The 13265-nt window shown below is 72.8% G+C and carries 13 protein-coding genes; 6 read left to right on the forward strand and 7 right to left on the reverse strand.

The annotated features are described in order from the left end of the window. Positions 1–55: 55 nt before the first annotated feature. From dnaG to rpsU, 3 genes are all read right to left on the reverse strand, one after another. Positions 56–1801 (reverse strand): DNA primase, encoded by a 1746-nt coding sequence (gene dnaG, locus D3A60_RS12660; protein ID WP_119719140.1) that lies wholly within the window; start codon positions 1799–1801, stop codon positions 56–58. A 368-nt stretch (positions 1802–2169) separates the two neighbouring features. Continuing rightward, positions 2170–2616: a GatB/YqeY domain-containing protein gene (locus D3A60_RS12665; RefSeq protein WP_119719141.1), complete on the reverse strand. Its 447-nt coding sequence runs from the start codon at positions 2614–2616 to the stop codon at positions 2170–2172. A gap of 194 nt (positions 2617–2810) precedes the next feature. Next, positions 2811–3026 carry a 30S ribosomal protein S21 gene (gene rpsU, locus D3A60_RS12670; RefSeq protein ID WP_119719142.1) on the reverse strand — a complete coding sequence of 72 codons (216 nt, stop codon included), beginning with the start codon at positions 3024–3026 and terminating at the stop codon, positions 2811–2813. A 185-nt stretch (positions 3027–3211) separates the two neighbouring features. Here rpsU and tsaD point away from each other — a divergent pair, with 185 nt between their 5' ends. The 4 genes from tsaD (at position 3212) to D3A60_RS12690 (ending at position 6131) form a co-directional block, all read left to right on the forward strand. After that, positions 3212–4249: a tRNA (adenosine(37)-N6)-threonylcarbamoyltransferase complex transferase subunit TsaD gene (gene tsaD, locus D3A60_RS12675; RefSeq protein ID WP_119719143.1), complete on the forward strand. Its 1038-nt coding sequence runs from the start codon at positions 3212–3214 to the stop codon at positions 4247–4249. Between the two features lie 93 nt (positions 4250–4342). Further along, positions 4343–4696 (forward strand): dihydroneopterin aldolase, encoded by a 354-nt coding sequence (gene folB / locus D3A60_RS12680; protein WP_119719144.1) that lies wholly within the window; start codon positions 4343–4345, stop codon positions 4694–4696. A gap of 16 nt (positions 4697–4712) precedes the next feature. After that, the gene (folK, locus tag D3A60_RS12685) at positions 4713–5195 is read left to right on the forward strand and encodes a 2-amino-4-hydroxy-6-hydroxymethyldihydropteridine diphosphokinase (RefSeq protein WP_407062791.1); all 483 of its coding nucleotides are present in this window, start codon (positions 4713–4715) and stop codon (positions 5193–5195) included. A 99-nt stretch (positions 5196–5294) separates the two neighbouring features. Beyond that, positions 5295–6131 carry a DUF6159 family protein gene (locus tag D3A60_RS12690; protein WP_119719146.1) on the forward strand — a complete coding sequence of 279 codons (837 nt, stop codon included), beginning with the start codon at positions 5295–5297 and terminating at the stop codon, positions 6129–6131. 54 nt (positions 6132–6185) lie between these two features. Here the strand turns inward: D3A60_RS12690 and D3A60_RS12695 are convergent, their stop codons facing one another. Next, a complete protein-coding gene (locus tag D3A60_RS12695; RefSeq protein ID WP_119719147.1) occupies positions 6186–6938 on the reverse strand; it encodes a pteridine reductase in 753 nt (250 codons plus the stop codon). A gap of 64 nt (positions 6939–7002) precedes the next feature. On the opposite strand from D3A60_RS12695, the gene D3A60_RS12700 reads away from it, so the two are divergent. Together D3A60_RS12700 and D3A60_RS12705 are read left to right on the forward strand one after the other, a co-directional pair. Continuing rightward, positions 7003–8214 (forward strand): class I SAM-dependent methyltransferase, encoded by a 1212-nt coding sequence (locus D3A60_RS12700; RefSeq protein WP_119719399.1) that lies wholly within the window; start codon positions 7003–7005, stop codon positions 8212–8214. Next, the gene (locus tag D3A60_RS12705) at positions 8211–8624 is read left to right on the forward strand and encodes a VanZ family protein (RefSeq protein WP_119719148.1); all 414 of its coding nucleotides are present in this window, start codon (positions 8211–8213) and stop codon (positions 8622–8624) included. The genes D3A60_RS12700 and D3A60_RS12705 overlap by 4 nt, the downstream gene beginning before the upstream one ends. Before the next feature lie 97 nt (positions 8625–8721). On the opposite strand, the gene D3A60_RS12710 is transcribed toward D3A60_RS12705, so the two are convergent. The 3 genes from D3A60_RS12710 to D3A60_RS12720 all read right to left on the reverse strand — a co-directional run bounded on the left by D3A60_RS12710 (position 8722) and on the right by D3A60_RS12720 (position 13215). After that, positions 8722–11340, reverse strand: coding sequence for a TonB-dependent receptor plug domain-containing protein (locus D3A60_RS12710; RefSeq protein ID WP_119719149.1), 2619 nt, complete (start codon positions 11338–11340; stop codon positions 8722–8724). 272 nt (positions 11341–11612) lie between these two features. Then, entirely contained in the window at positions 11613–12854 is a 1242-nt protein-coding gene (locus D3A60_RS12715; RefSeq protein WP_119719150.1) for a multifunctional CCA addition/repair protein, read from the reverse strand. An 82-nt stretch (positions 12855–12936) separates the two neighbouring features. After that, a complete protein-coding gene (locus D3A60_RS12720) occupies positions 12937–13215 on the reverse strand; it encodes a hypothetical protein (protein ID WP_196778744.1) in 279 nt (92 codons plus the stop codon). Between the last annotated feature and the right edge of the window lie 50 nt (positions 13216–13265).

A 13265-nucleotide genomic window follows, 5' to 3' on the forward strand; every position in this document is an offset into this window, starting at 1 on the left:
TAGCGCGAGCGGCGGCGCCGGCCTGCGTGAAGTGCAGCACGCCGGCGTAGCCGGACTACAGCTTGCGCAGCGACGCCTGCAGCGCGACCAGTTCGGCCTTCTCGGCCGGCGACAGCGCGCCGAAGCCGCCCTGGCGGACGTGCTCGTGCAGCTCGTCGACGCGCTGCTGCACGGTCTGCCGCTCGAGCTGGGTGATCGCGTCGATGAACTCGGTGCCCCACGCGGCGTCTTCGCCCGGCAGCGTCTGCGACGCGAGCTTCTGCAGCGCGGCGTGCTCCTCGCGGTCGGCGAAGTGGTCGACCAGGCTGCCGACCCCGATATCGGGGCGGCCGTGGACCAGTTCGACCAGTTCGACCAGCAGCGGGATGCCGGGCTGGCGCAGCGCGGCGAAGCGCAGCGGCGGCGCGAGCTCGAGCGCCAGCGCCGGACGCTGCAGCAGCAGCGCGATCGCACCGCGCACCAGGCTGCGCTTGGGCGCTGCGGTGCCGGTCGGCCGCGTCGCGTGCGCCCGCTGCGTCGGCACGTGGGTCTCGGGCGAACTCGCGCGCGCGCCGACGCCGGTCAGCTCGGTCAGGCGCTGCTTCATCAGGTCCGCGAACGCGCCGTCGGGGATCTGCGCCAGCAGCGGCCGCGCGCGCTCGGCCAGCCGGCCCTTGCCCTCGAGCGTCGACAGGTTGACGTCGCTCGACAGCGAATCGAACAGGAACTGCGACAGCGGCGTGGCCTGCTGCAGCCGCGCGTCGAAGCCGGCCTGGCCTTCGGCGCGCACCAGCGAATCCGGGTCCTCGCCGTCGGGCAGGAACAGGAAGAACGCCTGGCGCCCGTCCTTCATCCGCGGCAGCACCGACTCGACCGCCTTCCACGCCGCGCCGCGGCCGGCGCGGTCGCCGTCGAAGCAGAAGTACACGTCGGGCGCGTTGCGGAACAGCAGCTCGGCGTGGTCGGGCGTGGTAGCGGTGCCGAGCGTGGCGACCGCGTAGTCGACGCCGTGCTGGAACAGCGCGACCACGTCCATGTAGCCTTCGACCACGACCAGCCGCTCGATCTTCGAACGCGCCTGCCGCACCTGCCACAGGCCGTACAGCTCGCGGCCCTTATGGAACAGCGCGGTCTCCGGCGAGTTGAGGTACTTCGGCGAGTCGTCCTTCTCGATGACGCGGCCGCCGAACGCGATCGTGCGCCCGCGCCGGTCGAGGATCGGGAACATGATGCGGTCGCGGAACTTGTCGTAGACGCGGCCGCTGTCGTTCTTCGAGAACAGGCCGGCGCGCTCGAGCAGCGCTATCCGCCGCGGGTCGGTGCCGAGCGCGTCGCGCAGGCCGTTGAAGCCGTCCGGCGCGTAGCCGATGGCGAACTGCTCGCGCACCACTTCGCTGACGTCGCGCCGGTCGAGGTACGCCTGCGCCTTGGCGCTGCCGGCCAGCTGCTTGCGGAAGAACGCCGACGCCGCCTCGACCGCGGCGTACAGGTCCTGCAGGTCGGGGTTGGCGTTGCGCTGCTGGGTGTCGCGCGGCACCTCCATGCCGACGCGCTTGGCCAGCTCCTCGACCGCGTCGAGGAACTCGAGCCGGTCGTAGTTCATCAGGAAGCTGATCGCGGTGCCGTGCGCCCCGCAGCCGAAGCAGTGGTAGAACTGCTTGGTCGGCGACACGGTGAAGCTCGGCGAGCGCTCGTCGTGGAACGGGCAGCGGGCCGAGTACTCCTTGCCCTGGCGCTTCAGCGGAACGCGCGCGCCGATCAGCTCGACGATGTCGGAGCGCGCGAGCAGATCGTCGATGAAGGCGTCAGGGATGCGTGCCACGGGTCCGGGTCCATGCCGCACGGAAGAGGCGCAGGCGCGCGGCGGCGCGTCGACCCGTGCCGCGGCCCACTGGCGCCGCGGCGCGGTCGTCGATGAAGGCGTCAGGCATGCGTGCCATGGGTTCGGTTCCATGCCGCAGACGATCGCTGCCCACCCGCCGCGCGGCGCGATGCGCAGGCGTCCGCTCGCGAGGCTTCGAAGTGGGGCATCACGGCGTGGGTAGGGCAGGCCATCGGACCGCTAGGATGCCACGCGGGGTTGCCGCGACCGGTGTCGTGTGGCGCGACGTGGCGTCAGGTGCATGCGCGACGCCGGCACCGACGCGGGCGGCGCCGCGCGCGACCGGTCGAGTGCGCCGCGCGCGGGCCTCAGCCCGCGAGCGCCTGCTTGACCAGCTTCGACACGAGGCCCATGTCGGCCTGGCCGGCGAGCTTCGGCTTCAGCGCGCCCATCAGCTTGCCGATGTCGGCCGGGCCGGCAGCGCCGGTTTCGGCGATCGCGGCGGCGATCGCGGCCTGGATCTCGGCCTCGCCGAGCTTGGCCGGCAGGTAGCGCTCGATCACGCCAATCTCGGCCTGCTCGATCTCGGCCAGGTCGGCGCGGGCGGCGGCCTCGTACTGGGTCACCGAGTCGCGCCGCTGCTTGACCATCTTGTCGAGCACGGCGATCACCGCGGCGTCGTCGAGCTCGATGCGCTCGTCGACCTCCTTCTGCTTGATCGCGGCGTTGACCAGGCGGATCACGCCGAGGCTGTGCTTGTCGCCGCTCTTCATCGCGGCCTTCATGTCGTCGGTGAGGCGCTGCTTGAGGCTCATGCTGGGGCTCCGGTCGGGGCGCGGCGTCGGGGGGCGACGGCGGCAGGGGGTCGGGGCGCGGGTCCGGCGGCACGGGGCGCCGGGACCGGCAAAACGTCAGGCACGCAAAAAGCCGGCGGCGCAGGGCGCGGCCGGCTTGCGTGACAGCGGGGAAACGGGTCCGCGCGCGGCGCGGGGCCCGTCACCGGGCGCGATCAGTACAGGCGCTGACGCTTGGTGACGTCGCGCGACGAGCGACGGACCTGGCGCTTCACCGCCGCGGCCGCCTTGCGCTTGCGTTCCTGCGTCGGCTTCTCGTAGAACTCGCGCTTGCGGGTCTCGGCGAGGACGCCGGCCTTCTCGCAGGTGCGCTTGAAGCGGCGCAGAGCAAACTCGAACGGCTCGTTTTCGCGGACTTTGACGCTGGGCATACGTGATCTCTGTTGTGAGGACCGCACGGCCGGGCCGGGCGAGCCGCGTATGATAGCCAAACCCCGTCCGGGCGCGCAAGCCGATTGCGCCGGCGCCGGGCCGGGGGCCCGCCGCCACTGGGTTTGCGGGCGCGCGACCCCCAGATCGTCCCCCATCGCCACCCTCCTGAAGCGGATCTGCCGACGTGAAAGTCCTGGGTATCGAAACCAGCTGCGACGAGACCGGCGTGGCCGTGTACGACACGGACACCGGCCTGCGGGCGCACGCGGTCTACAGCCAGATCGCCCTGCACGCCGAGTACGGCGGGGTGGTGCCCGAACTGGCCAGCCGCGACCACGTGCGCAAGCTGCTGCCGCTGGTCCGCCAGACCCTGGCCGACGCCGGCCTCACCCTGGATGAGCTGGACGGCGTCGCCTACACCGCCGGCCCCGGGCTGGTCGGCGCCCTGCTGGTCGGCGCCGGCGTCGCCCGCGCGCTGGCATGGGCGCTGGACGTGCCGGCCGTCGGCGTCCACCACATGGAGGGCCACCTGCTGGCCCCGCTGCTCGAGGACGACCCGGTCCGCGGCCGGCCCGAGCCGCCGTTCGTCGCCCTGCTGGTGTCCGGCGGGCACACCCAGCTGGTCGCGGTCGACGCGATCGGCCGCTACCGGCTGCTGGGCGAGACGCTCGACGACGCGGCCGGCGAAGCCTTCGACAAGACCGCCAAGCTGATGGGCCTGCCGTACCCCGGGGGGCCGCAGCTGGCCGCGCTGGCCGAGACCGGCACGCCGGGCGCCTACCGCTTCTCGCGGCCGATGACCGACCGGCCCGGGCTCGACTTCAGCTTCAGCGGGCTGAAGACGCAGGTGCTGCTGGCGTGGCAGGACAGCGACAAGTCCGAGGCGACCCGCGCCGACATCGCGCGCGGGTTCGAGGACGCGGTGGTCGAGACGCTGGCGATCAAGTGCGAGCGGGCGCTGGACGCGGCCGGCTGCGACACGCTGGTGATCGCCGGCGGCGTCGGTGCCAACAAGCGCCTGCGCGCGCGGCTGGAGGCGATGGCCGCCAAGCGCGGCGGCCGCGCGTGCTTCCCGCGGCCGGTGTTCTGCACCGACAACGGCGCGATGATCGCGTTCGCCGGGGCGCTGCGGCTGCAGGGCGGTCAGCGCGAGAGCGCGTCGGTGACGGTGGCGCCGCGGTGGGACATGGCCACGCTGGAGGCGGTCGGCGCCGCGGCGTGACGCGCGTGCGGGCGCGCGCAACCGCGCGCCGCGAACGGCCGTAAGCTCTCACCGCTTCCGCTCCACTCCCCCACCACGCAACCCGGCCCGCACATGGACAAGGTTTTCATCGAGGCGCTCGAGATCGACGCGCTGATCGGCATCTACGACTGGGAGCGGCGGATCCGCCAGCCGCTGGTGTTCGACATCGAGATGGCCTTCGACAACCGCGTGCCGGCGGCCACCGACGCGATCGAAGACACGCTCGACTACAAGGCGGTCAGCAAGCGGGTCATGGAGTACGTCGGCGCGTCGTCGTTCGGGCTGGTCGAGACGCTGGCCGAAAGCGTGGCCGACCTCATCCTGGCCGAGTTCGGCGTGCGCCACGTGCGGCTCAAGCTCAGCAAGCCCGGCGCGGTGCGCGGCGCGCGCGCAGTCGGCGTGCTGATCGAGCGCTCGCGCGACTGAGCCGATCGCGATGACCTTGCACCGCGCGTACCTGAGCCTCGGCAGCAACCGCGACGCCGCCCACCACCTGCGCACCGCGATCGCCGAACTGCGCGATCGCTTCGGCGACGTCGTCGTCTCGCCGGTGTACCGCACGCGCGCGGTCGGCTTCGATGGCGACGACTTCCTCAATGCCGCCGCGATCGTGCGCACCGGGCTCGATCCGCTCGCGCTCAACGCGTGGCTGCACGCGCTCGAGGACGCGCACGGTCGCGACCGCAGCGGGCCGCGCTTCGGCGACCGCACGCTCGACATCGACATCGTGCTGTTCGACGAGGTGGTGATGGACGGTCCCGGCCACCTGCAGCTGCCGCGCGACGAGCTGCGCCACGCCTTCGTGCTGCGGCCGCTGGCCGACATCGCGCCAGGCGTCGTGGTGCCCGGCAGCGGGCGCACGCTGGCGCAGCTGTGGGCCGCGCACCCGGATTGCGACCAAGTGCCGGACGTGGTCGAACTGTGATCACGCTGCCGGCGGTGGCCGACGCCCGCGCGGTCCCCCGGCGGGTTGCATAATCGCCCGGTCCGGAGCCCCCGCTCCGGCGCCTGGGGAGGCAATCCAATGATCGACAAGTTTTCGCGCAGCTGGTCGCTGGTGAAGGCCAGCGCGGCCGTGCTGCGCTCGGATAAAGAGCTGATGGTGTTCCCGCTGGTGTCGGCGGCGGCGACGCTGCTGGTGCTGGCGACGTTCCTGGTGCCGATGGTCGGCTGGCGCGTGCTCGAGCAGGGCTTCGGCGTGACCACGGCGGTGTGGGCGTTCCTGTTCTACTTCTGCCAGTACGCGGTGATCGTGTTCTGCAACAGCGCGCTGGTCGGCGCGGCGCTGATGCGGATGGAGGGCCACGACCCGACCCTGCGCGACGGGTTCGAGATCGCGTGGTCGCGGATCGGCGCGATCCTCGGCTACGCCGCGATCGCCGCCACCGTCGGCGTGCTGCTGCAGGGGCTCAAGGACCGCGACAACAACATCGTGATCCGCCTGCTCGGCAGCGGGCTCGGCGCTGCGTGGACGCTGGCGACGTTCCTGGTGGTGCCGGTGCTGGTCAGCCGCGGCATCGGCCCGGTCGACGCGCTGAAGCAGAGCGCAGCGCTGCTCAAGCGCACCTGGGGCGAGAACGCGATCGGCACCGTCGGCATCGGGCTGGCGTTCGGCCTGATGACGTTCGGCGTCGCGCTGGTCGGCGTGCTGCTCGCGGTGCTCGCCGCGAAGCTGTCGTGGGCGCTCGCGCTGGTCGTGGCCGGCGTGTTCGTCGCCGCGATCGCGCTGATGGCGGTGTACCAGGCCGCACTGTCGGGCGTGTACTCGGCGGCGCTGTACCGCTACGCGTCGGCCGGCGAAGTGTCGCCGGGATTCGAGTTCGCCCAGATCGACCGGGCGTTCGCGCCGAAGTCGGCCTGAGGCCGGACGGCTGCCGCGGCCGCGCGCGTCGCGGTCGCGTCGGTCCGCCTTCGCTCAGCCCTCGATCATCCGCCCGCCGTCCAGGTGCAGCACCTGGCCGGTGGAGTAGTGCGCGTCCTGCAGCAGCCAGCGCACCGCCTCGGCGATCTCGTCCGGCGTGCCGGTGCGGCCGAGCGGCGTGCGGTCGAGCATCGCCTGCTGCGCCGGCGTGACCGCCGCGACGCCGTCGCCTTCGGGCCACAGGATCGCGCCCGGCGACACCGCGTTGACCCGCACCTCGGGGCCGAGCTCGAGCGCCAGCGCGCGCGTCATCATCAGCAGCGCGGCCTTGGCCATGCAGTACACCGCGTGGCCGCGCTTGGGCCGCTCGGCGTAGATGTCGACGAGGTTGACGATGCCGCCGCGCGCGGCGCGCAGGTGCGGCGCCGCGGCCTGCGACAGGAAGTACGGCGCGCGCGCGTTGCTGGCGAACAGCGCGTCCCACTGCGCCGGCGTCGTGGTGCCCAGCCCGGTCGGGATGAAGGTCGAGGCGTTGTTGACCAGCGCGTCGAGCCGGCCGAAGCGGCCCACCGTCTGCGCGACCAGCTCGGGCAGGCGGTCGAAGGCGTCGAGGTCGGCGCGCAGCAGCAGCGTGGTGCCCGGGCGCGCGCGCTCGAACTCGGCGGCCAGCGCCTCGGCGTCGCCCTGCGCGCTGCGGTAGTGGATCGCGACCGAGTAGCCGGCGTCGTGCAGCGTGCGCGCGACGACCGCGCCGATGCGCCGCGCGGCGCCGGTGACGAGTGCGACGGGCGGGGGGGCGAGCGACATCGGGCGGCTCCAGCGCGTGACGTATCCTGAGCGGCCAGTGTCCCACGCGACCGCGCCCGTCCGCATGCCCGCCTCCCGAACCGACCTGCCCGCCCCCGCGGCCGACGCGCTCGCGCACAGCGCCCGGCTGCAGGCGCACGTCCGCGCGGAGATCGACGCCGCCGGCGGCGCGATCCCGTTTTCCCGCTTCATGGAGCTGGCGCTGTACGCGCCCGGGCTGGGCTACTACAGCGCCGGCGCCAGCAAGTTCGGCGAGGAGGGCGACTTCGTCACCGCGCCCGAGCTCGGCCCGGTGTTCGCCGCGTGCGTGGCGGACTCGATCGCGCCGGTGCTGCAGCAGCTCGGGCCGCAGGCGCTGGTGCTCGAACTCGGCGGCGGCACCGGCGCGCTGGCCGAGGTCGCGCTGAAGCGGCTGACCGAGCTCGACGCGCTGCCCGACCGCTACCTGATCCTCGAGCCGAGCGCGCAGCTGCGCGAGCGCCAGCGCGAGCGCCTGCGCGAGAAACTGCCGCCGCTGCTGTTCGAACTGCTCGAGTGGCCCGACGGCCCCGTGCCGCACGACTGGGACGGCGTGCTGATCGCCAACGAAGTCATCGACGCGCTGCCGACGCCGCGCTTCGCAGTCCTCGGCCCCGGCGCGGACAGCGACGAAAGCGAGATCTTCGAGGAGCACGTCGCCGTCGACGACGGCGTGCTGGTGCGCGTGCTGCGCCCGGCCGACGCGTTCCTGGCCAATGCGGTGCGCCACGTCGAGCGCTCGCTCGGCCGCGCGCTGCCCGACGGCTACCGCTCCGAGGTGCTGCCGCAGCTGCCGTACTGGATCCAGGCGGTCGCCGGCGGCATGCAGCGCGGCGCGATGCTGTTCGTCGACTACGGCCACCCGCGCGGCGAGTACTACCTGCCCGAGCGCGACGACGGCACGCTGCGCGCGTACTACCGCCACCGCGTGCACGCCGATCCGCTGGTCTACCCGGGGCTGCAGGACATCACCGCGTCGGTCGACTTCACCGCGCTGGCCGAGGCCGGCGTCGCCGCCGGCTTCGACTTCGCCGGCTACTGCAGCCAGGCCAGCTTCCTGCTCGGCAACGGGCTGGCCGGGGTGCTCGAGCGGATCGAGCGCATCGCCGACCCGGTCGAGCGCCAGCGCCGCACCAACGAGGTGCGCAAGCTGACGTTGCCGAGCGAGATGGGCGAGCGCTTCCAGGCGATGGGCTTCCACAAGGGCGTCGAGTTCGGCGCGGCGTTCCTGCACGGCGACCTGAGCTTCCGCCTATGAGCGCGACGAACGCGGGCGGCGTGCTGCGCGGCTTCCGCCGCCCGTTCGTCTGGGTCGCGATCTGGGCGGTGATGGTCGCCGGCGTCGTCGCCGGTTCGCTGCTGCCGCCGAGCACGCTGCCGACGCCGATGTTCGACGGCGTCGACAAGCTGCAGCACCTGCTCGGCTACTTCGCGCTGTCGCTGTACGCGGTGATGCTGTTTGCACGGCAGCGCGGGCAGGCGCTGGCCGCGGCCGGGCTGGTGCTGCTCGGGATCGGGCTCGAGGTCGCGCAGGCCGCGCTGACCGCCGGGCGCCAGGCCGACCTGGTCGACGCGGCCTGCAACGCCGCCGGCGTGGTGCTGGCGCTGCCGCTGGCGTCGACGCGCGCGGCCGGCCTGCTGCAGCGGCTCGACCAGCGGCTGCGCTGACGCGGCGCGGCGGCGACGACCCCTGAAACGGGCTCCCCAAAACGAACGCGGCGCGGGAAATCCCGCGCCGCGTCCACTACTCCGGTGAGGCCGAACCTCAGAACTTGAAGCCGACCCGCGCGTAGTAGAAGCCGCCGTTGAAGCCGTACGGCGTGTGCACCGGGTACTGCGCGCCGGCGATGAAGTCCCACGGGTTGCGCTCGGGCACCTCGTCGAACAGGTTCTGCGCGCCGAGACTGAAGTACAGGCCCGAGGCGAACTTCCAGCCGATCTCGGCGTCGACCGTCACCGCGCTGTCGCCGTTGATCGGCAGGCCGCCGTCGTCGAGGTGGTCCTCGAAGAACGATCCGTAGTAGTTCACCCGCGCATTGGCGTGGAACACCTCGCGCTGGTGGTCGATGCTGAAGTAGCCCTTGGTGCTCGGCAGCGACTCTTCCAGCTTCTTGATCCGGATCGGCGTGATGATGCCCGGGGTGAAGTCGTCGACCTCGGTCTGGTTCCAGTTGGCGGCGAGCGAGTAGGTGGTCTCGCCGCCGAAGTGGTCGCTGGCGTAGCTGGTGACCAGGTCGATGCCGGTGGTGGTGGTGTCGAAGTCGTTGACGAAGAACTGCACCTCGCTGATGGACGCCGCCTCCGGGTTGCCGCCGGCCACAAGCGCCGCGCGGTCGGCCGGGGTCACGGTGAAGAACGTGCTCAGCGCGATCCGGTCCTCGGTCTTGATCTGGTACCAGTCGAGCGTGGCCAGCCAGCCGCCGCTGTTCCAGACCAGGCCCAGCGAGGCGTTCTTCGACTCTTCCGGGGTCAGCGGCTCGGCGCCGTAGAACTGCGCGATCGCGTTGTTCGGCGACAGCACCGCCGTGTCGCGCAGTTGGCCGGCGATGAACGACGTGGTCACCTGCTCGGCGTTGGCCTGGCCTGGGGTCGGTGCGCGGAAGCCGGTGCTGACCGCGCCGCGCACGGCGAAGGTGTCGGTGAAGTCGTAGCGGCCGGTGAGCTTCCAGTTGGTGGTGCCGCCGAAGTCGCTGAAGTCCTCGTGGCGGACCGCGGCGGCGAGGCGGAACTGCTCGGTGAACGGCGCCTCGGCATCGACGTAGACCGCCCAGTTGTCGCGGCTGTTGCTGCCGGCGGTGCGCGGGTTGAAGCCGTTGAAGCCGTTCGAGCCCAGCGAGAAGCCCTGCGCCACCAGCGGCCCGATCGCGTACGACGCGTAGTCGCCGGCGCGGACCTCGAACTCCTCCTCGCGCCACTCGGCGCCCATCGCGACGCTGACCGGACCGCCGCGGGTGAAGCCGGTGTCGAAGTCGCGCGACAGGTCGAAGTTGACGCTCATTTCGGTCTGGGTGTTGCCGCCCGGCGCGAACTCGTTGTCGCCCGGCTGGCTCGGACCCAGCGAGGCGTTGACCGTGTTGAGCATGTAGAAGTTGATCTCGTTGCGGCCGTGGCTGCCGCTGAGGTCCCAGTGCCAGCCGTCGCCCCAGACGCCCTTGACGCCGAGCGTCAGCGCGGCGTCCTCCATCCGTCCGCCGAACTTCGGCGTGAAGCCGCCCGGGAACTGCGACAGGAAGGTGAAGCACTCCGACGGCAGCGCGGCGACGGCGGCGCCGACCCCGGCGTACGGCAGCAGGTTGCCGTTGGCGTCGCGCAGCGCGATCGTCGGGCAGGTGGTGGCGTTGCCGGTGTTGAGGTCGCCGATCAGCAGCGTCTGGCCGCCGTCGTTCGAGAACACGCCGCTGCGGGCGGTCGGGTTGCGGTAGTAGAAGCCGCCCTCGACGTCGCGCTTGGCGTAGTTGCCGAAGCCGTAGAAGTCCACGCTCTCGCCGGAGATGCCGAAGTTGGCGACGAACTTCATGTCCTCGTGGGTCTTCGGCGAGCCCCAGACCTGCACCGGGTCGAGCACGCCCGGGTAGCCGGCGGCGGCCACGGCGGCCGCGTCGTCGCGCTGCACGCTGCGCGAGGTGTCGTCGGCCGAGCGCCACTCGGCGGTCAGCGTCGCAAAGCCATTGGCGGTCAGCGGCAGGCCGATCTGCGCGGTGTACTGCTGGGTGGCGCCGTCGCCCTCGTAGTACTGGCCGCCGAACGCCTCGACCGTGCCGCCGCTGTCGAGCCGCTTGAGGCCGAAGTTGATGACGCCGGCGATCGCGTCGGAACCGTACTGCGCCGCCGCGCCGTCGCGCAGCACTTCGACCTGCTCCAGCGCCAGCGACGGGAACACCGACACGTCGCCGCCCTGCGCGCCGTCGGACAGGCCGCGGCCGAGGAAGGTGATCACCGCCGCGCGGTGGCGGCGCTTGCCGTTGACCAGGATCAGCGTGTTGTCCGGCGGCAGGCCGCGCAGGTTGGCCGGGCGCACCAGCGTCGCGGCGTCGTCGATCGGAATCGTGCTGACGTTGAACGACGGCACCAGCGTGCGCAGCTTGTCGAGCACGTCGACCGACGGCTGGGTGTGGAACTCCTCGCCGCCGAGGATGTCGATCGGCACCGCTGAGCTGGCCTCGGTGCGCGGCTTGGTGCGCGATCCGAGCACCGAGACGGTCTCGAGCGTGGTCGCGCCTTCGTCACCGGCCTGCGCGGCCGGCTGTTGCTGCGGCGCGGGGGCCGGCGCCTGCTGGGCGTGGACGCTGCCGATGCCGGCCAGCGCCAGTACCGTGCCGCCCCACAGGGCGTGGCGGATGCCGAGCGCGATGGAATTCCTTCTGCAACGCAGTCTGCTGCTCATCGAGGTGTCCTAGTGACGCGCAGGCGCCCCCCTGGGACGGCCGTCCTGCCGTCCCATCCGCCAGCGCGCCGCGCTGAAGACCGACGGACCGGACCTGAATTAACAGAACCGCAACACTGAAACAACAAATCCGAAACACTCGGGCGCCGGATTGCGCACAGGGTCCCGCCAGATTCGGCACAGTCCGACGCCCGGCTGCGGGTCGCGGCCGCCGGCTGACGAGGTCGGAGAGGGCGCGACCCGACTTCGACGCCGGGCGCGGCCGCGGGCGCTCAGCGCGGCTTGGACAGCGCCTGGGCGATCGCGCCGATCCGCGCCTGGCGCAGGGCCTCGCCGAGCGCGGGCCCGTCGAGCGGGGCGCCGTCGCGGCCCGGTCCGAGGTCGGCGGCCCGCACGGCGCGGGCGGCCGCGTGGGCGGCGAGCAGGGCCGGGCCCTGCGGGTAGGCGTCCTCGGCGGCGCCGCCGCGGCCGCGCTTGTCGGCCTCGCACACCGTGGCCAGCTGGGCGATCCGCTCGGGGCGGCGGTAGCCGTCGCAGCGCGCGATCAAGGCCTCGACGGTGGACGCGCGCAGTTCGTAGAACCGGTGCACGTTGAGGTGCTCGCGGCACGCGGCCTCGGCCAGCTGGCGGTGTTGCGCCGGAATGCGCAGGCGCTCGCACAGCGCGCGCAGCGGGGCGACGCCAGCGTGCTCGTGGTTGACGTGGCGCGGCAGCTGCGATGACGGGGTCAGCGCCTTGCCGAGGTCGTGGGTCAGCGCGGCGAAGCCGACGAGGTCGTCGCCCGGGGCCAGTCGCGCGGCCATGTCGCAGACCATCTCGACGTGCACGCCGGTGTCGACCTCGGGGTGGTACTCGGCGCGCTGCGGCACGCCGTACAGCGCGTCGACCTCGGGCAGCACCGCGGCCAGGGCGCCGGCGTCATGCAGCGTGCGCAGGAACGCCGACGGCGCCGCGCTGGCCAGCGCGCGGCGCAGCTCCTGCCACACGCGTTCGGGCACCAGGTCGGCGAGTTCGCCCGCGTCGACCATCGCGCGCATCAGCGCCATCGTGTCCGGCGCGACGGTGAAGCCCAGCGGCGCGAACCGCGCCATGAAGCGGCCGGCGCGCAGCACCCGCAGCGGGTCCTCGGCGAACGCCGGGCCGACGTGGCGCAGCACGCGGTCCTGCAGGTCGCGGTGGCCGCCGTACGGGTCGACCAGCGTGCCGTCGGGGGCCTGGGCGATCGCGTTGATCGTGAAGTCGCGGCGATGCAGGTCCTGCTCGAGCGTGACCGACGGATCGGCGTCGACGACGAAGCCGCGGTGGCCGCGCCCGCTTTTGCGCTCGGTCCGCGCCAGCGCGTACTCCTCGCCGCTGGCCGGGTGCAGGAACACCGGGAAATCGGCGCCGACCGCGCGGAAGCCCGCGGCCTCCATCGAGGCCTGGGTCTCGCCGACGACCACCCAGTCGCGGTCGCCCGGCGGCAGGCCGAGCAGGGCGTCGCGCACGGCGCCGCCGACGAGGTAGGTCTGCACGGGGTTGGGCCTCGAGGGTCGGGCCCGACAGCCTACCCAGTCGCGCGCGTGGCGTGTGTCGCGGCCGGCCCGCGGGGCGGGCTCAGCCGTCGAGGTAGGGGTTCCAGGTCTGGATGCCCTGGCCCGACTGCATCTGCTCGCGCGCCTCGCGCCGCTCGGCGTCGCGCTCGCTCCTCGTGCGGCACACGCGCTTGACGAAGGCGGTGCCGGTGCGGCGCTCGCGGGTGCACAGCGGTCGTTCGTCGGCGCCGGTTGTCGAGGCGACCGGTGCGTGGGGCACCGTGTCCGACCCGGCCGCAGGGGCCGTGGACGGCGCCGACGAGGCGGCGTTCGCGAGCGCCCAGGCGAGGACGGAGGTCATGGCGAGGCTGGGCATGCGGGCGGCTCGAGCGGTGGTGGCCCGAGTCTAGG

The organism is Cognatilysobacter tabacisoli (genome assembly GCF_003586305.1).
GTDB lineage: Bacteria > Pseudomonadota > Gammaproteobacteria > Xanthomonadales > Xanthomonadaceae > Cognatilysobacter_A > Cognatilysobacter_A tabacisoli.